Source organism: Micromonospora sp. KLBMP9576, assembly GCF_050941805.1.
Taxonomy (GTDB): domain Bacteria; phylum Actinomycetota; class Actinomycetes; order Mycobacteriales; family Micromonosporaceae; genus Micromonospora.
Genome location: NZ_CP194567.1, coordinates 258,364 through 280,352, shown reverse-complemented (window position 1 = coordinate 280,352; position 21,989 = coordinate 258,364). Strand labels below are relative to the sequence as shown.

The 21,989-nt window shown below is 73.4% G+C and carries 25 protein-coding genes; 8 read left to right on the top strand and 17 right to left on the bottom strand.

Going from position 1 to position 21,989, the window contains the following annotated elements:
- Window positions 1-14: 14 nt before the first annotated feature.
- From ACQ452_RS01390 to ACQ452_RS01365, 6 genes are read right to left on the bottom strand one after another with little or no spacing between them, the layout of a single operon-like run.
- Window positions 15-1,559 carry a SpoIIE family protein phosphatase gene (locus tag ACQ452_RS01390; RefSeq protein ID WP_433389199.1) on the bottom strand — a complete coding sequence of 515 codons (1,545 nt, stop codon included), beginning with the start codon at window positions 1,557-1,559 and terminating at the stop codon, window positions 15-17.
- Window positions 1,556-2,884 (bottom strand): sensor histidine kinase, encoded by a 1,329-nt coding sequence (locus ACQ452_RS01385; protein WP_433389198.1) that lies wholly within the window; start codon window positions 2,882-2,884, stop codon window positions 1,556-1,558. Before ACQ452_RS01385 ends, ACQ452_RS01390 begins: the two co-directional genes overlap by 4 nt.
- A 32-nt stretch (window positions 2,885-2,916) precedes the next feature.
- Window positions 2,917-3,936 (bottom strand): SpoIIE family protein phosphatase, encoded by a 1,020-nt coding sequence (locus tag ACQ452_RS01380; RefSeq protein ID WP_433389197.1) that lies wholly within the window; start codon window positions 3,934-3,936, stop codon window positions 2,917-2,919.
- Window positions 3,933-4,352, bottom strand: a complete 420-nt coding sequence (locus ACQ452_RS01375; protein ID WP_433389196.1) for an ATP-binding protein — start codon at window positions 4,350-4,352, stop codon at window positions 3,933-3,935. The genes ACQ452_RS01380 and ACQ452_RS01375 overlap by 4 nt, the downstream gene beginning before the upstream one ends.
- Complete coding sequence (locus ACQ452_RS01370) at window positions 4,349-4,762, bottom strand: STAS domain-containing protein (protein WP_433389195.1); 414 nt, start codon at window positions 4,760-4,762, stop codon at window positions 4,349-4,351. Before ACQ452_RS01370 ends, ACQ452_RS01375 begins: the two co-directional genes overlap by 4 nt.
- A complete protein-coding gene (locus ACQ452_RS01365) occupies window positions 4,762-5,619 on the bottom strand; it encodes an STAS domain-containing protein (RefSeq protein WP_433389194.1) in 858 nt (285 codons plus the stop codon). Before ACQ452_RS01365 ends, ACQ452_RS01370 begins: the two co-directional genes overlap by 1 nt.
- 163 nt (window positions 5,620-5,782) lie before the next feature.
- Here ACQ452_RS01365 and ACQ452_RS01360 point away from each other — a divergent pair, with 163 nt between their 5' ends.
- A complete protein-coding gene (locus ACQ452_RS01360; protein ID WP_433389193.1) occupies window positions 5,783-6,139 on the top strand; it encodes an STAS domain-containing protein in 357 nt (118 codons plus the stop codon).
- Window positions 6,140-6,149: 10 nt separating this feature from the next.
- On the opposite strand, the gene ACQ452_RS01355 is transcribed toward ACQ452_RS01360, so the two are convergent.
- Window positions 6,150-7,427, bottom strand: a complete 1,278-nt coding sequence (locus ACQ452_RS01355; protein ID WP_433389192.1) for an MFS transporter — start codon at window positions 7,425-7,427, stop codon at window positions 6,150-6,152.
- A 50-nt stretch (window positions 7,428-7,477) separates the two neighbouring features.
- Here ACQ452_RS01355 and ACQ452_RS01350 point away from each other — a divergent pair, with 50 nt between their 5' ends.
- From ACQ452_RS01350 to ACQ452_RS01335, 4 genes are all read left to right on the top strand, one after another.
- On the top strand, window positions 7,478-8,158 hold the full coding sequence (locus tag ACQ452_RS01350; RefSeq protein WP_433389191.1) for a FadR/GntR family transcriptional regulator: 681 nt from the start codon (window positions 7,478-7,480) through the stop codon (window positions 8,156-8,158).
- Between the two features lie 39 nt (window positions 8,159-8,197).
- The gene (mscL, locus tag ACQ452_RS01345) at window positions 8,198-8,671 is read left to right on the top strand and encodes a large conductance mechanosensitive channel protein MscL (RefSeq protein ID WP_433389190.1); all 474 of its coding nucleotides are present in this window, start codon (window positions 8,198-8,200) and stop codon (window positions 8,669-8,671) included.
- A gap of 82 nt (window positions 8,672-8,753) precedes the next feature.
- Window positions 8,754-9,002 (top strand): hypothetical protein, encoded by a 249-nt coding sequence (locus ACQ452_RS01340; protein ID WP_433389189.1) that lies wholly within the window; start codon window positions 8,754-8,756, stop codon window positions 9,000-9,002.
- Window positions 9,003-9,111: 109 nt separating this feature from the next.
- Complete coding sequence (locus tag ACQ452_RS01335; protein WP_433389188.1) at window positions 9,112-9,486, top strand: hypothetical protein; 375 nt, start codon at window positions 9,112-9,114, stop codon at window positions 9,484-9,486.
- Window positions 9,487-9,834: 348 nt separating this feature from the next.
- Here ACQ452_RS01335 and ACQ452_RS01330 read toward each other — a convergent pair whose 3' ends face one another.
- Window positions 9,835-11,109, bottom strand: coding sequence for a benzoate/H(+) symporter BenE family transporter (locus tag ACQ452_RS01330; protein ID WP_433389187.1), 1,275 nt, complete (start codon window positions 11,107-11,109; stop codon window positions 9,835-9,837).
- Between the two features lie 151 nt (window positions 11,110-11,260).
- Between ACQ452_RS01330 and ACQ452_RS01325 the strand changes: the two genes are divergently transcribed.
- The 3 genes from ACQ452_RS01325 to ACQ452_RS01315 all read left to right on the top strand — a co-directional run bounded on the left by ACQ452_RS01325 (window position 11,261) and on the right by ACQ452_RS01315 (window position 13,927).
- Window positions 11,261-11,728 carry a helix-turn-helix domain-containing protein gene (locus tag ACQ452_RS01325; protein WP_433389186.1) on the top strand — a complete coding sequence of 156 codons (468 nt, stop codon included), beginning with the start codon at window positions 11,261-11,263 and terminating at the stop codon, window positions 11,726-11,728.
- Between the two features lie 210 nt (window positions 11,729-11,938).
- Window positions 11,939-12,658 (top strand): PP2C family protein-serine/threonine phosphatase, encoded by a 720-nt coding sequence (locus ACQ452_RS01320; protein ID WP_433389185.1) that lies wholly within the window; start codon window positions 11,939-11,941, stop codon window positions 12,656-12,658.
- A gap of 69 nt (window positions 12,659-12,727) precedes the next feature.
- Window positions 12,728-13,927 carry a GNAT family N-acetyltransferase gene (locus tag ACQ452_RS01315; protein ID WP_433389184.1) on the top strand — a complete coding sequence of 400 codons (1,200 nt, stop codon included), beginning with the start codon at window positions 12,728-12,730 and terminating at the stop codon, window positions 13,925-13,927.
- Window positions 13,928-13,956: 29 nt separating this feature from the next.
- On the opposite strand, the gene ACQ452_RS01310 is transcribed toward ACQ452_RS01315, so the two are convergent.
- From ACQ452_RS01310 to ACQ452_RS01270, 9 genes are all read right to left on the bottom strand, one after another.
- Complete coding sequence (locus ACQ452_RS01310; RefSeq protein WP_433389183.1) at window positions 13,957-15,039, bottom strand: NAD-dependent epimerase/dehydratase family protein; 1,083 nt, start codon at window positions 15,037-15,039, stop codon at window positions 13,957-13,959.
- A 51-nt stretch (window positions 15,040-15,090) separates the two neighbouring features.
- Complete coding sequence (locus tag ACQ452_RS01305; protein ID WP_433389182.1) at window positions 15,091-15,387, bottom strand: hypothetical protein; 297 nt, start codon at window positions 15,385-15,387, stop codon at window positions 15,091-15,093.
- Window positions 15,388-15,463: 76 nt separating this feature from the next.
- A complete protein-coding gene (locus tag ACQ452_RS01300; RefSeq protein ID WP_433389181.1) occupies window positions 15,464-15,955 on the bottom strand; it encodes a DUF1772 domain-containing protein in 492 nt (163 codons plus the stop codon).
- A 107-nt stretch (window positions 15,956-16,062) separates the two neighbouring features.
- Complete coding sequence (locus ACQ452_RS01295; RefSeq protein WP_433389180.1) at window positions 16,063-17,439, bottom strand: S8 family serine peptidase; 1,377 nt, start codon at window positions 17,437-17,439, stop codon at window positions 16,063-16,065.
- A 13-nt stretch (window positions 17,440-17,452) separates the two neighbouring features.
- Window positions 17,453-19,078, bottom strand: a complete 1,626-nt coding sequence (locus tag ACQ452_RS01290) for an RICIN domain-containing protein (RefSeq protein ID WP_433389179.1) — start codon at window positions 19,076-19,078, stop codon at window positions 17,453-17,455.
- 32 nt (window positions 19,079-19,110) lie between these two features.
- The gene (locus ACQ452_RS01285; protein WP_433389178.1) at window positions 19,111-19,755 is read right to left on the bottom strand and encodes a hypothetical protein; all 645 of its coding nucleotides are present in this window, start codon (window positions 19,753-19,755) and stop codon (window positions 19,111-19,113) included.
- Window positions 19,752-20,465 (bottom strand): hypothetical protein, encoded by a 714-nt coding sequence (locus tag ACQ452_RS01280; protein WP_433389177.1) that lies wholly within the window; start codon window positions 20,463-20,465, stop codon window positions 19,752-19,754. The genes ACQ452_RS01285 and ACQ452_RS01280 overlap by 4 nt, the downstream gene beginning before the upstream one ends.
- Window positions 20,465-21,697: a hypothetical protein gene (locus ACQ452_RS01275; RefSeq protein ID WP_433389176.1), complete on the bottom strand. Its 1,233-nt coding sequence runs from the start codon at window positions 21,695-21,697 to the stop codon at window positions 20,465-20,467. Before ACQ452_RS01275 ends, ACQ452_RS01280 begins: the two co-directional genes overlap by 1 nt.
- Window positions 21,694-21,978 (bottom strand): hypothetical protein, encoded by a 285-nt coding sequence (locus tag ACQ452_RS01270; protein WP_433389175.1) that lies wholly within the window; start codon window positions 21,976-21,978, stop codon window positions 21,694-21,696. Before ACQ452_RS01270 ends, ACQ452_RS01275 begins: the two co-directional genes overlap by 4 nt.
- Between the last annotated feature and the right edge of the window lie 11 nt (window positions 21,979-21,989).

Sequence of the window (21,989 nt, the reverse complement as noted above, 5' to 3'; positions counted from 1 at the left end):
GGGGGACCCACACCTCAGTTGCGACGCAGGGCGACCACGGCGACGTCGTCGTGGATCTCCTGCGGGGCCAGCTCGACCAGGAGCCGCTCGCAGAACCGGTCCAGGTCGTCGTCGACCCGGGCGGCGGCCAACGCCAGGGCGGCCAGCCCGTCGTCGATCGTGGTGTCCCGCCGCTCGATGAGCCCGTCGGTGTAGAACACCAGCGTCGCCCCGGCCGGCAGCACGAACTCCAGGTCGACCGGCCGGGGCGCGCGGACGCCCAGCAGCGGGGCCGAATGCTGCACGAACTCCACCTTGCCGTGCAGGCTCAGCGCGGGCGGCAGATGACCGGCGCTGGCCAGCCGGACCCGACCGGTGGGCGGATGCAACAGCAGCACGCAGATCGTGGCCAACTCGTTCGGGAGCAGCGTGCACATGAGTTCGTTGACCCGCTCCAGGATCTCGCCCGGCTGGTGCCCCTCCACCGCGTACGCGCGCACCGCGTGCCGCAGCTCGGCCATCACCGTGGCGGCGTGCAACGAGTGGCCGGCCACGTCACCGATCGCCAACAGCAGGTGGCCGTCGAGCATCACCAGCTCGTAGAAGTCGCCGCCCACCTCGGTCTGTGCGCTCGCCGGCTCGTACCGGACCGCCAGGTCCAGCCCGTTGACCTCCGGTATCCGGCGCGGCAGCAGACTGCGCTGGAGGGTCACCGCGATGCGGTGCTCCTCGTCGAAGGAACGCTGGGCCTCCACCGCCGCCGCCACCGCCTGGGCGAGCTGCCGCAGCACGGGGGTGCGGTCGGTCTGCGTCGCGGTGGGCACGACGACGTAGAGCGGGGCGCGGTCCTCGCGCAGCCGGGCGGCGGCCACCGTGACCTTGTCGCCCGCCGGCCAGTCGACCAGGCCCCAGGCGGCCGGCTCGTCCACCCGCACCGTCGTCCCGGTCGGCACCCCGGTGTCGTCGACGATCCAACCGACGATCGTGCCCGTGGCGTCGGGGCCGCCCGCGATGCCGGCGAGGCAGTCACCGTCGAACGTCTCGGCGATCACCGCGGCGGGACTCTTGAAGATCTGTGCGGCGCCGGTCGCCGCCGCCTCCAGCAGCCGGGCGAAGTTCGGGGCCGCGTGCACCGCCACGGTCGTGTCGGCCAACCCGAGCAGCCGCTCGGCGAGCAGTTCCGCGTGCCGCCGGGCCCGGTAGTAGCGCAGCACCGCGTGGGAGGTGGCGACCAGTTCCTCGGGCTCGATCGGCTCCGCCAGGTAGGCGTCCGCGCCCCGGGTCAGCCCCTGCGCCCGGTCCACCACGTCCACGGCGTGCGCGGACACGTGGATCACCGGCGTCGCGGGGTGGGCGGCCTTGATCCGCTCGCAGACCTCGAACCCGCTCATGTCGGGCAGCCGCACGTCGAGCACCACGAGGTCGATCAGGTCCACCCCGATGCGGGCCAGGGCCTCGCCGCCGTTCTCCGCCTCCAGCACCTTGAAGCCGGCCCGGGAAAGCCAGCTCACGAGCAGGTAACGCTTGGTGCGACTGTCGTCGACCACCAGTACGGTCGCCGGGCGGTCCTCCACCGTCACGCTCCGCCAATGGGCAGGGTCACCGTGAACGTGCTGCCCCGCCCCGGTTCGCTGGACAGCTCCAGCGCGCCGCCGAGCAGGGTCACCAGCCGCCGCGCGTACGGCAGGCCGAGGCCGGTGCCACCGACCCGGGTCGCGCCGGGCACCTGGTAGAACTCCTCGAAGATCCGGTCGTGCAGCTCCTGGGCGATGCCCGCGCCGGTGTCGGAAACCGACAGCGACCAGACGTCCCCGTGCAGTTCCGCCCGCAACCGGACCTCGCCTCGCTCGGTGAACTTGAGCCCGTTGTGCAGCAGGTTGCGCAGCACCTGGGCGAGCAGCACCTCGTCGGTGCGCAACGTGGCCGGCACCGGCGGCTCCTCCACCACCAGCTCCACGTCGGCCCGGGTCGCCAGGGCCCGCAGCGTGCCGCGCAACTGCCCGAACACGGGCCGCAGGTCGACCTCGGCCCAGTCGGGCTCGATCCGGCCCGACTCGGCCTTGGCCAGGTCGAGCAGCTCGTTGACGAGCGTGAGCAGGTCGCTGGCCGAGGAGCGGATCAGCTCCACCTGGCGGGCCTGCTCGGCGGTGAGCGGATCGGAGGCCGAATCGTCCAGCAGGCGGCCCAGCCCCATGATCGCGGTGACCGGCGCCCGCAGCTCGTGGCTGACGTTCGCCAGGAACCGGCTCTTCGACTCGCTCGCCGCACGGAGCTGGGCGGACTTCTCGTCCAGCTCCGCGTAGAGGGCCACCACGCCCCGGTTCGTCTCCTCCAGCTCCTCGGTGAGCTGGTTGTAGAGCGCCATCACGCCCCGGTTGGTCTCGGCCAGCTCCTCGTTGAGGACGGCCAGCTCGTCGCGCTGGGTGCGTACCTCGTCGAGGGCGGAGATCAGTTGCGCGTTCTGGGCGGTCAACTCGTCCAGGGCGCTGGCCGGGGCGTTCCGATCGAGGTCGGAGCGCAGCTCGGCGAGCCGCTCGGGGGTCAACGCCGCTGCGGCGGCCGGCACACGTCGGGACATCCTCACGACCGTATCGCCTCCACCGGTCACCACGCCCAACTTGTCGACCAACCGCGCCACCGCGCCGGACTGCGGCTCGTACCGCCCGCCGGGCAGCGGACGCACCGGCACGAGGTCCACCCGCAGGTGCCGCCTACCGTCGACGACATCGTCGACGAGGGTGAATGTCACGTCCGCCCCGCCGACGGCACGCAGCAGATCCCGGGCGACCTCGCTGAGCGCCGTGGCGATGCGTACCTGGTCCTGGTGTTCCAATCCCACCCCGGCGGCGACCTCGCGGCCCCGCTGCCGGACCACGAAGATGTCGTGTTCGACCCGCAGCGCCATCTGTAGCAGCGGGGTCGTCCCGCCGGGCCCCGTCACGCCCCGGCCCGGGCGACCAGGACGCACGCGTCGTCGCGACGGGTGCCGGCGTCACGCAGCACCGTCGCGGCCACCACCAGGGGCGACCTGTCGACGAGACCGGGATAGTCGTCGAGCTGCCAGCGGTCCACCACCCCGTCACTGTGCATCACGAGCAGGGCGCCGTCGTCGAAGGGGTAGTCGTACTCGCGGATCGGGGGGCGCTGGTGCCCGGCGATGCCGGGCAACGAGACCATGCCCCGCCGCTTGCCGTCGACGCCGATCACGGCGGCGGAGATGTTGCCCAGCCCGGAGTAGCGCAGGGTCCCGGTCGACGGGACCGGCTCGGCGACGGCCAGCGCGGCGCCCCGCGTGTGTGACATCGAGCGGTGCAGGTGCCCGACGACCACCGCCGGTGGCCCCGCCGGCGCCTTGCGGAAGGCGGCGAGCGCGGCATCGGTGGCGGCGGCGGCGAGCGGGCCGTGCCCCAGGCCGTCGCAGACCAGCACCTGACGCCGGCCCTCCACGACCCGCCAGGCGTATCCGTCGCCGCTGACCGACTCTCCGGTCAGCGGTCTGGCGAGCGCACCCACCCAGGGGTGTTCGCGCTCGACCTGACCCCCGGGCCAGACCTGGACGGCGAGGACGGTGCCCCGCTCCGGCCGGGAGTAGCCGTCGAACCAGCTCGCCTGCCGCAGGATCGCGCCGAGGCCGATGCCGAGCGTGCCGGCCGTGGAGTGCCCGTCCTGCGAGGAGACCGTCAGGTCGGCCATTCCGGGGCCGGCGTCGACGGCGATCAGCTCCACCCCGGCCTCCCCGCCCCGGCGTACCGGGCGCAGCAGCAGGACGCCGTCGTCGGCGTGCTTGACCAGGTTGCTGGTCAGCTCGGCGGCGACGATGGCCAGGTCGGCGGTGCGGGCGTCGCCGAGGTCGAGTTGGATGCCGAGCCGCTCGGCGGCCCGCCGTACCGCGCTGGCCGCGCTGCCACTCTCGATCCGGAACCAGATTCCGCGGTCGGGGACGGGGTCATGGATCACCGGGACCACTTGGTGACCGTGATCCGGGTTCCCTCGCCCGCGGCGGTCTGGATGTCGAACTCGTCGACCAGCCGGCGTGCGCCGCTCAGGCCGAGGCCGAGCCCACCGCCGGTGGTGTAGCCGTCGGTGAGCGCCAGGTCGAGGTCGACGATGCCCGGACCGGAGTCGGCGAAGACGATCCGCACGCCACGCCGCCGGCCGTTGTCCACCGTGCTGACCTCGACCGCGCCGCCGCCGCCGTAGACCAGGGTGTTGCGGGCCAGCTCGCTCGCCGCGGTGACGACCTTGGTCTGGTCGACCAGCGAGAGCTTGACGGCGACCGCGACCGTACGCACCAACTGCCGGACGCGCACCACATCCTCGTCGCTGCGGATCGCCTGTGCCTGCGGCTGGCCCAGGTCGACTCCCGCGGTCACGACGACGCCGTCGTCTCGGCGTCCGGTTCGTCGTCGGACACGAAGTCGTGTTCGTCGGCGCGGGCCGCCGCGATCAGTTCCATGCCGCGCTCGACGTTGAGCGCCGTACGGATGCCGTTGAGCGACAGGCCCAGCTCGACCAGGGTGATGGCGACGGCGGGACGCATCCCGACCACGACCGTCTCCGCGTCGAGCACCTTGGAGATCGACGCGATGGTCGACAGCATCCGCCCCACGAAGGAGTCGACGATGTCCAGGGCGGTGATGTCGATGATCACGCCGTGGCAGCCGGTGGCGACGATCCGCTCCGCGAGGTCGTCCTGGAGCTGGATCGCCGTCTGGTCGGACATGTCGAGCTGGATGGAGACCAGCAGGATGTCGCCGATCTTGAGGATCGGCACCCGCTCCATCAGGCCTCCCGGCGCTGGCGGCGGCCGGTCTCGACGCCGGCGAGCCGCAGCACGTGGCGCAGGGCGTCGGCGAGGCTGGCCTTGGTGGCGATGTCACCGAACTCGATGCCCAGGGCCACGACGGTCTGCGCGATCTGCGGCCGGATGCCGGAGATGATGCACTCGGCGCCCATCAGCCGGGCGGCCACCACGGTCTTGAGGATGTGCTGGGCGACCTGGGTGTCCACCGCCGGCACGCCGGTGATGTCGATGATCGCGTAGGGCGAGCTGGTGTCGACCAGGGTCTGGAGCAGCCGCTCCATCACCACCTGGGCCCGGGCCGAGTCGAGGGTGCCGACCAGCGGCACGGCGACCACGCCCTCCCAGAGCTTGACCACCGGCGTGGAGAGCTCCAGCAGTTGCTCCGCCTGGTCGGCGATGAGGCTCTCGCGGGTGCGCACGAAGCTCTCGAAGGTGAACAGGCCCATCTGGTCGATGAGCCCGCAGAAGGCGACGTAGTCGCGGAGCGTGTCGGGGCCGCCCCGGGCCTCCAGCTCCTCCAGCAGCGCCTGCTTGAGCGCGAACACGCTGACGGCGGTCTCGGAGGCGGAGAAGCCCTGCCGGGCGCGCCCACGGGACAGCTCCGCGAGCACGGCACGCAGCTCGGTGGCGGCCTCGGAGTCGACGTCCAGGACCCCCTGCTCGCTGGCGACGACCATGCTCGCGTGCAGCTCATGCACCTGCCGGCGCAGCTCCCCCTGGCTGAGTCGCCCGCGCAGTGACGCAGCGGCGATCTCCGTCCAGCGCTGCATGATCCGCTCGGCCCCACCGGTCAGCAGACCCGCCAACCGGTTGCTCTCCTCGGCGCTCAGCGCCATGGCAAACCCCTCTCGACCTGGACCGGCGGACTGTATCACCGGAGGCCGACACACTACTTGCCGCAGGGCAAACGAATGATGACGGCCACCGGATACTGGATCCCGTTCTGCGTCACACCCCCATCGTGGGATACCGTTTCCCCGAAACCAGGAGGTCTGTCGAATGTCCCTGACGGTGCACACGGAACAGCGCGGCGACGTGGTAGTCGTGTCGGTCGCGGGCGAGCTGGACATGGCGACCGCACCGCAGTTGCAGGACCAGATCACGGACCTGCTCGACAAGGGCCGCAGCCGCCTCGTCTTCGACCTGGCGAACGTCTCGTTCTGCGACTCCACCGGCCTGTCGGTGTTCGTCCGGGCCAAGAACAGCTGCGACGAGGCCGGCGGCGTGGTGCGGCTGGCCGCTCCGCAGCGCGGCGTGCTCCGCATTCTCGAGGTCAGCGGTCTCGTCGAGGTGCTGCACACCTACCCGACGGTCGACCAGGCCGTGGCCGGCGACCCCGCCCCGGCCTCCTCCTGACGGTCGGGCCTCACGCCTCGTCCTCGATGTACCGGGGGCGGGCGATCACCATGCCCGCGCCGGTCTGCACGGCCAGGGCCACCAGCAGGAACCCGATCGGCACGGTCCATCCCCCGGTCGCCTCGTAGAGGATGCCTACGAGCAGCGGCCCCAGCGCGGCGATGACGTAGCCGGTGCTCTGCGCGAAGGCCGACAGCGCGACGGTTCCCTCCGCGGTCCTGGCGCGCAGGCCGATCACCGTCAGGATCAACGGAAACGCGCCCTGCCCGATCGCCAGCAGGGCCACCCAGAGCAGCGACGGGCCGGACGGGGCCAGGGCGAGCCCCAGGTAGGCCAGGGTCGACGCGGTGCTCAGCGCGAGCACCAGCGGGCGCAGCGTCCGCAGCCGGCCGGCCAGCGTCGGCATCAGCAGGGCCACGGGCACGCCGAGCGCGGTCACCCCGGCGAGCAGCAGCCCGGCCGTCTCCGGGCGGTAGCCGGCGTCCCGGAAGAGCTGCGCCAGCCAACCCATGATCGCGTACCCGCTGAGCGACTGCGCGCCGAAGTACACGGCCATCGCCCAGCCGAGCCGGGTGCGGCCGGGGCGGATCCGGATGCGCGGCGGCGCGGCGGCCGTCGTGGTCACCCGCCGCGCGGCGGCGCGGGCCCGCAACGCCAGCGGCACCCACGGCAGTACGGCCAACGCGGCCAGCCCGGCCCACACCCCCAGCCCGGCCCGCCACGAGCCGAAGGCGTGCGCCACCGGCACCGCTGACGCGGCGGCCACCGTCGTGCCCACGGTCAGCGCCATCGTGTACGCCCCGGTGACCAGCCCCGTACGGCCCGGGAAGTGCTGCTTGACCAGCATCGGCAGCAGGATGTTCGCCACCGCGATGCCGGCCAGCGCCAGCGCGCTGGTCAGCACGAAGACCAGCGCGGAGTCGGTGACCACCCGCAGCACCTGACCGGCGGCGAGCGCGAGCATCGCGACGACCAGCACCCGGGCCGGCGCGAACCGGCGGACCAGCCAGGGGGTGAGCGCCCCGACCCCCGCGAAGGCGATGGTGGGCAGGGTGGTGACGAGCCCGGCCATCGCCCCGGAGAGCCCCAGGCCGTCGCGTACCTCGTCGAGCAGCGCACCGAGGCTGGTCACGGCGGCCCGCAGGTTCACCGCGACCAGCAGCATCCCGACCAGGACCAGCGCGCCCCCGGTGGCCGGGTGCACGGGCCGGGCCGGCCGCGCCGGGGGGATGGCCGGGGCGGCGGTGGTCGTCGGCGTGCCGGCCGGCGTCGGGGGTGGCGGGGTCATGGGTCAGAACCTACAATCATGGGATGAATTCCAGGCGGGTGGTGTAACCAGTGCCACCGTCGGTTGATTCCCCCGCGACGCCGCCCCGCGGACACCGGGTGCGGCAGACCATCGCGCAGCTGAGGGAGCGGATCCTCGGCGGCGAGTGGCCCGTCGGCGGGCGGATCCCCACCGAGCCGCAACTGGTGGCGGCGCTCGGCGTGGGGCGCAACACGGTCCGCGAGGCGGTGCGGGCGCTGGTGCACGCCGGGGTGCTGGAGTGCCGGCAGGGTTCCGGGACGTACGTGGTGTCGACCGACGAGCTGGCCCCGGTGGTGGCCCGGATCAGCGTCGACCGGATGACCGAGGTGGTCGAGGTGCGGCGCGCCTTCGAGGTGGAGGCCGCCCGGCTCGCCGCGCTGCGGCGTACGGCCGAGGACCTGGCGGCCCTGGACGGCGCGCTCGCCGCCCGCGAGGCCGCCTGGCGCGGCGGCCGGGTCGACGAGTTCGTGGAGGCCGACGCGGCGCTGCACGTCGCCGTGGTCGCGGCGGCACACAACGGCATGCTCGCCGAGCTGTACGCCTCGGTCGGCACCGCGCTGCGCAGCACTGTCGCCCAGTCGATGGGCGGCGCGCTGGAGCCGGAGCGCCACGTCGACCACTCCCGGCTGGTCGAGGCGATCCGGGCCGGCGACCCGGGCCGGGCGGCGACCGAGGCCGGCGCTTTTCTGGAGCCCCCGCCCGGGGCATAGGTTGTGCCGGACGGAAGACCGGACACCTCGGGAGTACGGATGCTCAAGGGCTTCAAAGACTTCATCATGCGCGGAAACGTCGTCGACCTGGCGGTCGGTGTCGTCATCGGCGCCGCGTTCACGGGCGTGGTCACCCAGCTCACCAAGTCGTTCCTGGAACCGGTGGTGCGGGTGTTCATCGCCCTGCTCACCGGCAGCAAGGACGGGCTCGCCGGCTCTACGCCGAAGTTCCGGGGCATCCCGTTCGACTGGGTGGCCTTCGTCAACGCGCTGATCACCTTCCTGCTCACGGCGGCGGCGCTCTACTTCCTGGTCGTCTACCCGATGAACAGGCTCGCGGAGCGGCGCAGGCGGGGCGAGGAGCCCCCGCCGAAGTCGCCGAGCGAGGAGGTCAAGCTGCTCACCGAGATCCGGGACGCCCTGGTCGCCGCCGGCCACACCACCCCCGGGCAGCAGCGCGGCGCGCTCGACGACGTGCTCGGCCGCCGGGAGGAACCGCCCAGCCCGCGCTGAACCCGGCGCACGCACATCGGCCCCTGCGGGATTCCCGCAGGGGCCGCACTTTTTCGTACGCATGTTCGATAGAGTCGCCGCCATGGAGCAGCGGAAGCACTGGTGGAACGGGAAATGGGGCCGGCTGGCCCGGCGCGACGTCTTCCTCCGGGTGGACGCTGACCGGTGGCACGTCGAGCAGCGCGCCGGCGGCTCCGAGGGCGTCTCCCGCTTCTACGAGCACGGCACCGCCGAGGAGGCCGAGGAGACGGTCCGGGCGCTGCTCCAGGGCACCGACACGTGGCGTGAACTCTCCCCCCGCCCGCCGGGCGCCTGGTCCCCGCAGCTCTGAGGAACCCGCCACCACGAGGATCTTGGACAGTTGCCGTTCGGCCCGACCGACAACTGTCCAAGATCTCGACGATGGTTTAGCCGGAGCGGAGGCCGGGAACCGCGCCAGGATGGAGCGACAGGGCACCGAGCGGCAGGCGACAGTTTCCGGGATCACCACGGGCATGCGGGTGATCGACGTCGACGGCACCGAGGTGGGCACGGTCGACCTCGTCCAGCGGGGCGACCCGAACGCGGTGACCGTGCAGGCGCCGACCGCCGACCCGGGCAGCAGCCTGGACGAGCTGATCGAGTCGACGGCGGCCGAGGAGCCCGACGTGCCGGCCGACCTGGCGGCCCGGCTGCTGCACAGCGGCTACCTCAAGGTCTCCACCGACCAGGCCCGCACCGGCGCGGTCTACGTGCTCGCCGAGCAGATCACCGCCGTCACCGACGGCCAGGTACGCCTCGACGTCCCCGCCCGCGACCTGCCGCCGGAGGAGTGACCGCCGCCCACCCACCAGGCCGCCCGGGCATGAACCCGCACCCCGCCCGCTGCCACAGGTTGAACCCACGCATCTCGGACCCCACTCGCCGCCACAGGTAGCGCCCGCCACACGCACGGCTGCCGGCCCTGAACAGCTTGCCCCGGGCGGGCCCCCGCCAGCGCCTGAACGTGCTGCCGGCCCTCGGGCTGCTGCCGCCGCTGGCCGAGCGGCGGCCAGCGACGCCGCCCCGGGAGCCCTCCGGCCGCGACGACCAGCCGGACGACAACGGGACCGGCATCGCGGCCGGGTCGCCGACACGCGCAACCGTGATGTCGTAAACGACTCAGCTCCAAAGCATGTGGGAGGTCAGTCGCCAACCGCCGGAACGCTTGAGGCGGTGGCGGCCGGAGACGCGGCGGCGGCCGGAGACGCGGTGGCGGCCGGAGAGGCAGGAGAGGCGGTGGAGGCGGCCGGGGTGGCGGGGGTCGCGGGGCGGTGGCGGAAGAGCATGAGCATCAGCCCGCCGGCGACCAGGCCCCAGAACGCGCCGCCCACGCCGGCCAGGGTCACGCCGGAGGCGGTGACGATGAAGGTGACCACCGCGGCCTCCCGGGCCGCTGGCTCCGCCAGCGCCGAGGTGAGCGCGGTGGCGAGCGCGCCGAGCAGCGCCAGCCCGGCGACTGCCTCGATCAGCACCGGCGGGGCGAGCGCGACCAGCGCGGTGGCGGCCCCGGCACCCAGCCCCAGCAGGGCCAGCCCGATTCCGGCGGTGACGGAGGCGATCCAGCGGCGGTCCGGGTCCGGGTGGGCGTCCGGGCCGGCGGCCAGGGCGGCGGTGATGGCGGCGAGGTTGACCGCGTGCCCGCCGGCGGGGGCGGCAGCCAGGGTGGTCAGACCGGTGGCCCGCAGCGCGGCGCCGAAGGGTGGCCGGTAGCCGTAGCCGACCAGCACCGCCATTCCCGGGACGTTCTGCGCGGCCATGGTGACCAGGAAGAGCGGCAACGCCAGGCCGATCAGGGCCGCGACGTTCCAGGCCGGGGCGGTCAGCTCGACCACCGGCAGCAGCCGCGTGCCGCCGAGGCCGGCGACCGGGGTGGTCACCGCGATCGCCACCACCGCCACGACCAGCGCACCCGGCACGGCCCAGCGCCGGGCGAAGCGGTGCAGCAGCAGCCAGACCGACACCACGGGTACGGCCAGTCGGGGCACCTCGACCAGCGCGCGGACGGGGGCCGTGCAGAGCGGCAACAGAACCCCGGCGAGCATCGCGCCCGCGATCGGTCGGGGAATCGCCGCGACGGCCCGCCCGAGCGCGGGGAACAGGCCGGCGGCCACGATCAGCGCGCCCGAGACGAGGAACGCCCCGACGGCGACTGGCCACCCGCCGGGCACCGCCCCGGTGGCGACGAGCAGCGCCGCGCCGGGGGTGGACCAGGCGATGCTGATCGGGATGCGGTGCCGCACGCCCAGCCAGACGGCGGAGATCCCGGCGGCGACGCACACCGCGAGCAGCCCGGAGGCGGCCTGCGCGTCGGAGGCGCCGACGGCCCGCAGGCCGGCCAGCACCACGGTGAACGAGCTGGCGAACCCGACGAGCGCGGTCACCACGCCCGCCAACACCGGCTGCGATCGCCCCGCCATCCTCGCCCCCGTCCATCCGTTCCATTTATGGAACGCCAGCGTGTAGCACGATAGCGGGGTGCCGCAGACGTCACCAATCCACCAAACGGCCCACGACCCGGGCGCCGAGGCCGTCGGTCGCCGGGTACGTGCCCTGCGCGAGAAGCGGGGAATGTCGCTGTCCACCCTCGCCCGGCTCGCCCGGGTGGGGAAGGCGACCCTCTCCGGCCTGGAGAACGGCACCCGCAATCCGACCCTGGAGACGCTCTACGCGATCACCGCGCAGCTCGGCGTACCGCTGACGGCCGTGTTCTCCACCCCGGCCACCGGGCTGACCGTTCGTGGGGCCGCGGTCAGCGCCACCCTGCTGGAGGCCTTCGAGGACACCGACGCCACCTACGAGCTGTACCGGATGCTCGTCGCGCCCGGCCCGGAGCAGCTCTCCCCCGCGCACCAGCGGGGCGTCACCGAGCACGTCACGGTCTTCGCGGGCGTGCTGCGCGCCGGCCCGGCCGACGCGCCGCTGACCGCCGCCGAGGGCGGACACCTACGCTGGGCGTCCGACGTGCCGCACGTCTACGCCGCCGTCGGCGACGAGCAGGTCGCCGCCAGCCTCCTGCTCCGCTACCCCCGCGCCTGACCCACCGACGCGGGCCGGCGGCAGATCCAGCCGACTCGTGTCCCGACCCGTGAGAACGCGGGCCGCCGGGAGGTGACCACGGTGGACCCACGCGCGGTCGAATTCGGCAGGCTCACCGGCACGCCCGACCAGGGACACCGGCATCATTGCCCAACCCCACCCAGCAGTGCGTAGAGACGGCGGGAGGGTGTTCTTGGCAAGCTTGACCCCATGACGCTGATCTTCCGCTCGGCCATCCTCAACGACATCGGTCTGGTCCGCACCAACAACGAGGACTCCGCCCTTGCCGGCGACCGCCTCACCGCGGTCGCGGACGGCATGGGTGGCCTGCCCGCGGGCGAGGTGGCGAGCGAGATCGTCATCCGCATCCTGGACGAGCTGAGCCCGCCGACCGACCCCGACGAGGCGGCCGACGCACTGCGGGCCGTCGTGAGCACCGCCAACCGGCGCATCCACGCCGCCATCACCGTCGACCCGGCGCGCGACGGCATGGGTACGACGCTGACCGCCGCCCTGCTCGCCGGGGACGCGCTGGTGCTGGCCCAGGTGGGTGACTCCCGCTGCTACCTGCTGCGCAACGGCATGCTGGCCCAGCTCACCCGGGACGACACCTTCGTGCAGGCGCTGGTCGACCAGGGGACCCTCCGGCCCGAGCAGGCGCGGCACCACCCGCAGCGGTCCCTGGTGACCCGGGCGGTGCAGGGCTCGGACACGCCCCCGGCGGTCGGGATGCTCACGGTGGTCGCCGGCGACCGGCTGCTGCTGTGCAGCGACGGGCTCTCCGACTATGTCGAGGACGAGACCATCGCCGCCGCGTTGAACACGTACGGTGACCGACACCAGTGCGGCGAGCAGCTCGTGAAGCTCGCCCACCAGGCCGGCGCGCCGGACAACGTGACAGTGGTGGTTTCCGACATCGTCGCCGTGTGAAACGTCCTACCGGCCCGGTAACCGGCGATTGCGGTTGCGGGGACCGCCGGGCCGGGATGGGATGGGTGCATGACCATCCGCCGCGTGAACGCCGAGGAACGACTGACCACCAGCTTTCCGCTCCAGGCGTACGCGTTCGAGACGTCGCCGCGCAGCGTCGCCCGGGCGGAGGAGTTCCGCGGCTACCTGCCCTACAACGAGGGCAACCGGACGCTCGTCGTCGAGGAGAACGGCGTCACGCTGGCCGCCGCGTCGGCGATCCCGATGCGGCAGAACCTGCGCGGCGAGGTGCTGCCGATGGCCGGCGTCGCCGGGGTCGCCACCCACCCGCTGGCCCGCCGGCAGGGGCACGTGCGCGCCCTGCTGCACCAGTTGCTCGACGAGATGCGCGACGAGGGGCACCAGCTCAGCGCCCTCTACCCGTTCCGACCGTCGTTCTACGCCCGGTTCGGCTACGTGGGCCTGCCGGCGCCGCGTACCGTCACGTTCTCGCCGGCCGACCTGGGCGGGCTGCTCCGCGTCGACCTGCCGGGCGAGGTGCGCTGGGAACGGGTCGGCGAGGGCTACCAGGACTGGCGGACGTTCACCGAGCGGTGCCTGGACGAGCGGCACGGCTTCGCGATCTTCCCCGGTTACCGGGACGTGGGGGTCCGCGACCGCGACGAGCACTGGCTGCTGACGGCCCGCTCCGGCGGCACCGTCACCGGCGCGGTGATCTACCGGATCGACGACCACGGCGGCACGCTGGCCGCGGGCGACCTGCTCGCCGCCGACCCGGTCGCCCGCATGCTGCTGTTGCAGTTCTTCGCCCGGCACGTCGACCAGGTGGAGCGGGTGCGCGTCCAGGTGCCCGTGGACGAGGTGCCGGAGCTGTGGCTGACCGACCTGGCGGTGCACGTCGAGGCACGGGTGGCCCGGCCGGCCTCCTCCGCGCCGATGGCCCGGCTGCTGTCGATCGACGCGTTGGACGGGCTGGCCGTCGGGCCGGGCCGGGTGCGGGTGGAGCTGACCGGTGACCGGTGGCTGGCCGGGTCGCACCTGCTGGACGGCACGACGGGCGCGTTGGAGGTGGTCACCGGCGCCGCCGTGACCGCCGCGCAGCCGCCGGCCGTCACGCTGACCGCCGCCGGGCTCTCCGCCCTGGCGTACGGGGTGCTGGACCCGGTGGAGATCGGCCTGCGGGGGCTGGGCGAGGTCCCGGCAGAGGCCCTGCCGGAACTCCGTACCCTCTTCCCCCGCCGGAACCCGTACCTCTTCTCCGACTTCTGACCGGGGGCCGGGCGAAGCGGGCCGGCGGTTCAGTAGGGGTTGCCGTGGCCGGCCCGGCGGCCCCGCAGCAGGGCGGCCGGGCGGCCGGGGCGGTCGGCCTCCGCCGTCATCGGCGGGCTGGTGGTGTGCGCCCCGTCGGCCATCCCGGCGAAGAGTTCCCGCAGCGCGCTGAGCGCGTCGTGGCGCGGGTGCCAGCCCAGTTCCGTCTCGGCGCGTTCGCTCGACATCAGCGGCGCGTGCAGCGCCAGTTCGACCCAGCCGGCGTCGACCGGTTGCAGCCGCGCCCGCCAGGTCAGCGCGGCGGCGGCGCGCAGCACCGGGGCGGCCACGGGCACCGTCCAGCCGTGGAAGTGCCGGGCCACCAGTTCCGGGGTCAGCACCGGGTCGGCGGCGACGTTGAACGCGCCGCGCGCGTCACCCAGGACCGCCCGGGCGTACGCGTCGGCGACGTCGTCGGTGTGCACCGCCTGCATCCGCAGCCGGGGATTCGTCGGCACCAGCGGGATCCGGCCGAAGCGCAGCAGCCGCACGGGCGCGAACGGGCCGAGGAAGTAGCGGGTGATCTCGGTCGCCGCCGCCCGCTGGAAGTTCAGCCCGGGGCGCAGCCGCACCACCCGCAGCCCGGGATGTTCCCGCTCGGCCCGGTCGAGCAGCGTCTCCACCTCGGCCTTGTCCCGGCTGTACGACGACCCGGGCACCCCCGTCGCCGGCCAGCGCTCGGAGATCGGGTGGTCCTTCGGGCCGGGCGCGTAGACGCCGACCGACGACGCGTACACCAGCGCCGGCACGCCCGCGCGGACGGTCGCCTCGACGACGGCCGCGCTGCCGCCGACGTTGGTGCGGTGCAGGACCCGCTGGTCGTGGCTGGGTTGGATCTGCCAGGCCAGGTGCACCACCGCGTCGGCCCCGGCGAAGACCTCGGTGAGCTGGCCGACCGCACCGGGCAGCCCGATGTCGCAGGAGTGCCACTCCACCTGGTCGTACGGTTCGCCGCAGTCCGGCCCGGGCAGCCGGCGGACCACCCCGGCGAGATCCACCGCGGGTTCCCGGCGCAGCCGGCGCAGCAGTGCGGTGCCCGCGTTGCCCGTCGCCCCCACCACCACGATGCGCATGTGCGGTCCCTACCCGGTCAGCGCCGAGTCATTCACGTGCCGGGCGGGCCGTCAGGGCCGGGGCGCGTGGCGGACCCAGTTCCTGTTGCCGTCGCGGCGTCGGCCCTCCGAGGCGGCCAGGCAGCGTGGGCAGATCCGCCCGACCGCATCCGTCCCGGTGAGCACGTCCGTCGAGGTGTACTCGAACCGCACGTGCGGGAAGCGGCGCAGCCTGGTGCGGCTGAGCGGGAGCCCGCAGACGGTCTGGTTCTGCCCCGGCAGCCAGGCGTGCACCTCGCCGGCCGGTTCCCGTACGCCGTCCGGGCCGGTCTCCTCGCCGGAGGCCGCCACGGCCGGTCTGCTGCTCATCCTCATCCGGCCACGGTTCCCCGCGCCGGCCCGCCCATGCCTGCCGGCCCGCGACTGACCCGGCCCGGGGCGGCGGTCAGCCGCGTGAGGTCGCCAGGGCGGCGATCAGGCAGGCGAACGCGGCCACCGACGAGAGCGTGCGGACGAGGTTCCCGCGTACCCAGGCCGCCTCGAAGAAGCCCCGCACGGCGGCCGGGTCGGCGATCCGGTCCACCGGTCCGGCCGCCTCCAACCGGTCGTTCAGCGGCACGTTGTGTCCCAGGGTGACCCCCACGGTGACCAGGTGGCAGGCCAGTGCGGCGGCGGTCCAGGCGAGGGTCGGGCCGCCCCGGCCCAGGTGCGTGGCGGCGGCCACGACGAGCAGCGGTACCGCGCCGAGGAAGGCGCCCAGGAACCAGCCGTTGAGGATCTTCCGGTTGATCGACTGCATGGTGCCGATCAGGGTCCGGTCGTCGGTCGCGGCCAGCCCGGGCATGACCGAGCAGGTGTACGCGAAGAACAGCCCCGCCGTCAGCCCGGTGGTCAGGGTCGCCCCGGCCAGGGCGGCGGTGCGGATCGACTCGTTCATGGTGGTCCTCCCCGTTGGTGCCCACCAGTCAACAGGCCGTTGCTCCTGCCGCCCATGGCCGAGCCGCTCGCTGCCATGCGCGGCCGTCCACCTCGGCAGGGGCGGCCCTACTCCGGGCGTTCCCAGAACGGGTCGTCGCCGTCGGCGGTGATCCGGGCCCGGGCCGCCAGCGCCTGCCGGTGCGCGCGGCGGCGGGCCACGCTCCCGGCCACCGCGCGGACCGGACGCGGCAGCAGGTACGCCAGCAGCACCAGGACGGCCAGCGTCACCCCGACCCAGGTCAGCACCCGGCTCAGCGTCTCCATGCCACTGGCCGGGTTCCTGGCCGCGGCCTGTACGCCCACGCCGTCGGGCAGCGGCGTCGTGACCGCGGCGACCGGGCTGACCAGCCCTTCGGCGGTCGTGCTCCGCACCTGCCTGGTCACCTCGGCGGCGTGCAGCTTGGGGTGGGCCGAGCGGACCAGGGCGACGGTGCCGGCCACGAACGCGGCGGCGTACTCGGCGCCGCTGCCGGAGCGGCCGATGGTCGCCACGTCGACGCCGGGGGCCAGCAGGTCCACCGAGCCGCCGGGGTAGTCCTGGACGGGCCTTCGGTCGGCCCCCACCACACCGACCCGGAGCAGCCCGTCCATCGGGGCGGTCGAGGCCGTCACCGGCACCACCACCACGACGTCCTGGCCGATCACGTCGCTGACCGCGGCGCGGATCGCCGGGTCGGCGGAGTCGACGTCGGCGCCGATGAGGACGACACGGGCGCCGGACTCCGCCGCGACGTGGATGGCGGTGGCCGCGCTGCGGGTCGCGGTGCCCGACCGGACGGGCACGATCCGCGCCTTCGGCGCCACCCCGAACTTCTTGCCGCCGGCACCGTCGTCGCCGGCGACGATTCCCGCCAGGGCCGTGCCGGCGCCCTCGCAGTCGGTGTCGCCGCGACCGGTGCCGGCGGCCACGTCGGCGCCGGTGGCGACCCGGTCGGCCAGTTCGGGGGCGGAACCGTCCACCCCGGAACCGATCACCGCGACCTTGACGCCCGAGCCGTCCGCCTCGGGCCAGGCCCGGTCGGGCGTCAGCAGGGCCTGGCCCCACGCGGCCGAGGCCGGAACGGACGCGTCGCGGGCACAGTCCGACGCTTCGCCCGCGCGCACCGGGGGCGGGCCGTACTGCAACTCGGCGCCCACCGCGTCCCACGGCAGCACCAGGTGCCAGCCGGCGCGCAGCCGGCTCGGGTCCGTGAGGCGCCGGCCGTCCGGCTGGACGCGGCCGGCGTTGAGGTCGAGGATCTCGCCGGCCCGGCCCGCGTCGCCGAGGAAGCGGGCCGAGATCTCCCAGAGGTTCTCCGCCGCCCCCTGGTAGGAGGGGGTCACCGTGTAGTAGAAGTGGTTCGCGGCGGTGCCGGGCGGCGGGGCCGCCACGGCCGGGACCGCGGTCACGCCGGCCGCCGCGACCGCCAGCACCGCCGTCAGTACGGCTCGTCGGAGCATCATCGTCGTCCGCACCTCACCAGTCGGATTTCTTGACGAGCGCCCACTCGTGGTTGTCCTTGGAACTGCAGTGGAAGAGCGTCAGGGGGGCCTTCGGGCTGACGTTGGTCCCGCCGGGCACGTCGAGGCAGAGCCCGGAGGCGACCGTGTTGCGCAGCCAGTAGTACTTCAGCCCGCCGGAGGTGGCCTTCAGCTCCAGCCGGAAATACTGGTTGTCGCCGTCGAGGCACACGAACTCCTGCAACTGGGTGTTCGCCTCGATCTTCCCCTGGCCGGGCACGTCCATGCAAAGACCGTCGTCGATGTTGCGGATCCAGTAGAGCTGGTTGCCGGAATCGTCGGTGCCCCGCGGCTCGAACGTCCATTCCTGGTTGTCGTCGCCGGTCTTCGTGCACGCGAAGAAGCCCACCCGGCCTTCCTCCGTGCCCGGCCCGTAGTCGGGCAGGTCGGCGCAGACCTGCTCGCGCCGGTTGACGATGAAGTACGGCCCGTAGCTGTCGCCCGACCCGTCGCCGTCGGCCGCCTTCACCGGTGGCTGGTCGCCCCGCTCGGGGGCCCTCGTGCCGGCCGGGCGCTCCGGCTTCGCCGTGGGGGCCGCCGGCGGCGGCGACGCGGCGGCGAGGGCCTTCGGCGCCTGCAGGCGGGTGTCCCTGGCGTACTCCGCCTGCGTCTTCGTCACGGTCTCGGCCAGCGGCGTGGCCCGCTCCCGGTCGCCGGTGAAGGTGGCCAGGGCCGCCGCGTACTGGCCGCCGGACTTCTCGACCAGCGTGCACATCGTGCGGCCGAGCGCGGGGATCGCCACCGACGGGTCCCACGGCGACCGCTTCGCGGCCGACTTCCCGGTGGTCGTCCAGACCCGGGGCAGGAACTGCGCGATGCCCTGCTCGCCGGCGGGACCGAGCTTGTTCGGGTCGAAGGCGGACGTCGCCATGATCTGTGCCGCGATCCGGGCGGGCGGCATCTCGGGGCACACCTTCCCGGCGGCGGCGACGGCGGCCAGGTACGCCTCGGGCACCGGGACCACCGCGCCGGCGGCCGGGGCGACGGCGGCCGGGGCCGGTGACGCCGGGGCGCCGCCGAACGCGGGCTGCAGGGCGTACCAGGCGGCGTACCGGTCGGCGGTGTCCACGTACTCGCGGGCGCCGGCCGGGATGCCGCCGGCCGCGATGACCTGGTCCACGCCGAGCCGGTGCGCCGCCAGCGCGACCCGCCACGGATCCTCGTCGATCTTCAGGGTCCGGGCCTGACCGACCAGTTGGCACATGCCGTGCGCGAGGGCGGTGACGGCGGCCTCGCGGTCGGTCGGGTCGGCGCCGGGCCATGGCGCGTACCTGCGCCACTGCTCGGGGGTCAGCGCGGCGACTCCGGTGGCGCCCCCCGTCCGCATCCCGTCCACCGGCTCGTCGCGGAAGTTCGAGGCGACCATGACCTGCCCGGCCAGCCGGGCCGGGGTGAGCGCCGGGCAGGACGCCGCCGCGCTCACGAGGATCCGCACGTCCGACGCGGTGACCCGGTTGCCCGCCAGGGGCTCGGCGGCGTTGGCCGCCTGCCGTGCCACGAAGGCGCCGACCCCGAGCAGCACGACCAGTGCCAGGGCGACGCCCAGGACCACCGGCCGACGCAACCTCAGCATCCCGAACATCAGTACCGCTTTCTTGTGTAGGGATCGGGACGTCAGTCGGCCGGCAGGGCGGCGAGCAACTCGTCCTCGGTCGGCACGGCGACCTCGTCAGCCCAGCGCAGCGTGCTGACGACCATGTCGAACAGCAGGACGATGGCCTGCACCGCTTCGGCCTCGACGTCCCCGTCGGTCAGCACGGTGAAGGTCAGCACGCCCCAGACGCCGGGCGCGTCGGGGGCCGCCACGAAGTAACCGACCCGCACCGAGGGCGCCTTGCGGTTGAGTGTCCTGCTGTCGATGACCTGGCTGACCCGGACGGCCGGGCAGCCGTCGATCTCCAACGCCGTACCGTCCGCGCCGGCGTCGGCCCGGATCGAGTCCAGCACCAGCTTCGGATCCTGTTTGTTCTCGCCGTCGTCGATCACCGACAGCAGCAGCGTGCCGGGCAGCCGCATGCCGTGCATCTCCTGGATGGGCAGCACCACCGCGCGGGCGCCCTGCCGCTGCGCCTCGTCGGTCGCCTCGGTGAGGTCCTTTCGCAGGATGCGCCGCCACGGTCCGGCCTTGTCCCGGGGCAGCGTGTCGGGCAGGGCCTGCCTGACGATCGCGTCGATGGTGCGTTCCCGGACCCGGCCGAGTTCGGGCGTGGTGGGGATGTGCGCCCAGCCCTCCGGGACGATGAGCTCGAAGTCGATCACTGAAGGTCCGTCCCGACGGCGGGTGCCGCGTCGGCCGGCACGAACCGCAGCGGCGCCCCGCCGTCCCCCGGCCGGGCCGCGAACTGGGCGGCGATCAGATGCATCACCGCTTCCACGCCGGGACCGATCACCGCCAGTTGCTCCATGTCGCTGACCCGCGTCGTGAGCAGCACGTCGATCTCCTGGTCCGGCCCTTCGAGGCGCAGGGCGGCGTTGACCCGGCCGTGCAGCCCCTCGGCCTCGGTGCGGGCCAGCGCCAGCACCCGGATGCCGTCGCCGTGGTCCGTGGAAACGTACTCGACGTGCGGTGGTCGCACGTCGTCGGGCAGGCCCTCAGCGCCGACCAGGGACATCAGGTAGGCCGGGTCGCCCGGTCCCGCCTCCCGGAACTCGGCCAGGACGAGCAGCGGCAGCCAGCGCACCCGGTCGTCGACGAACCCGGCACCCCAGACGAGGCGGCAGTTGCGGGGCAGCCCGTCGGCGCGCTCCAGCAGGTCGCGGGCCACCGCCGAGCCCACCTCGCCGGGGCGGAACGGGAACTCCTCGGCGGAGTCGTCGGGCCATGCCTCCCGGGCCGCCTCCACCTGCTCGCTCACCCACCCGTCGAGCAGTCGCGCCATGTGATCGATCCAGGGGAGCCGGTCGGCTTCGTCGGCCGGCACCCAGTCCCAGGCCCAGGAGACCTCGATCGGCATGGTGTCCGCCGTCATCAGGCGCCTTCGACCGAGGGGTGCTTGGTCGCCTGCAGGCCCGCCGCGACCAGGCCCGCGCCGAAGGCGAACGCCTGGTTGAGGCCGCCCCAGGTGGCGAACACCGCCTGCAACCTGGTGCCGGTCGTGTTGAAGAGGCCACCGAAGAGGGGCACGTTCTTCAGAGCGCCCAGGTTCTTCAGGGTGCCGATGCCGGCGAAGGCGTTCCACCACGTCTTCATCAGGCCGCCGAACCCGTTGCCGAACAGCTTGGCGTTGGTGCTGGCCAGGAAGTTGAAGAAGCCGGGCTTGGCGGCGTTGATGGCGAAGGGCTTGGCGAAGTTGGACATCTCGATGACCAGGCCGTTCGGCTTGAAGACCGTGTGCAGCTTGAAGTTCGCCGCCGGCTTGGAGAGCTTGCTGATCGCCGTGATCGACTTGCCGAAGGCGCCGAAGGCGGCTGCCAGCCCGCCGAACGCCACGCCGACCGCGCCGAGCACGACGGCGAGCACGCTGCCGTCGCCGCCGCCCAGCAGCACGCTGTCGGCTATCAGTGTGATGGCGCCGGCGACCACGCCGGCGAGCGCGAGCCAGCCCAGGCCCGGAATCAGGATGGCCAGCGCCGTCAGGATCATGGCGATGATCCCGAAGATCTCACTGATCTTCTTGAAGACGTTCATGATCCGCCAGCTGATCTTGTCAGTCAGGCCGTCGTCGTAGTTCTTGCAGTTCACCGCGTCGCCCAGCCGCTTGCCGGCCACGTCCAGCGCGTCGAGGGCGCCGGTGAGCCGGCTCTTCGCCGAGGAGAGCTGGGCGTCCGCGTCGTCCTGGGCACGCCGCTTGTCCTCGCCCTTCTGCTGCTCCTCCGGCGGAATGTTGCCGTCGGCGTCCCGCTGCGGGTCGGGCATCGCGGTCGCCCGGTTGAGCGAGGCGCTCGCGTCCGCCTCGTCACGCTCGGCCGCGTTCACGTCGGTGATCGCGCGCTCGAGCTCCGGCTCGTACTTCTTGATCTCCGAGGCGACATCGTGGTAGCGCACCGCGGCCTTGCCGAGGCTCTCCTTGAGGGAGCTGGCGTCCTTCTTGACTCCGTCCACCCACTTGCCCCGGAGGGCGTTCTCACCGGCATCGACGATCTTCTGCAGCTTGCTGACCGTGTCGTCGATGGTGTCGGAGATGAGCTGATAGCGCTTCTGCGCGGCCTCGATGTCGGCCGGGTTGGCCCTGCGGAGTCGTTCGAGGCGCTTGTCGCTCATTTGCCACCACTCTCAAGGCTCTTCAGCATCTCCAGGTCCGCGTCGGTCCAGGCCTGGTCGGCGCCCTCGATCGCCTTACGGAACTTCTTCATGGCCTCGACCATCTTGTCGCGGCTGCCGGTCCAGTTGTCGGCGAAGTCGCCCATCGACAGGTTGGCGTTGTGCTGTCCCCACTCCTTGTCGTACTCGTTCTCGAAGTCCAGCGCGCCCTCGAACTGGCTGATCAGCTCACTGAGGTTCCGAGCCAGGTCGGCCAGTCCCTTGACCACGATGTCGGCCATCACATCACCGT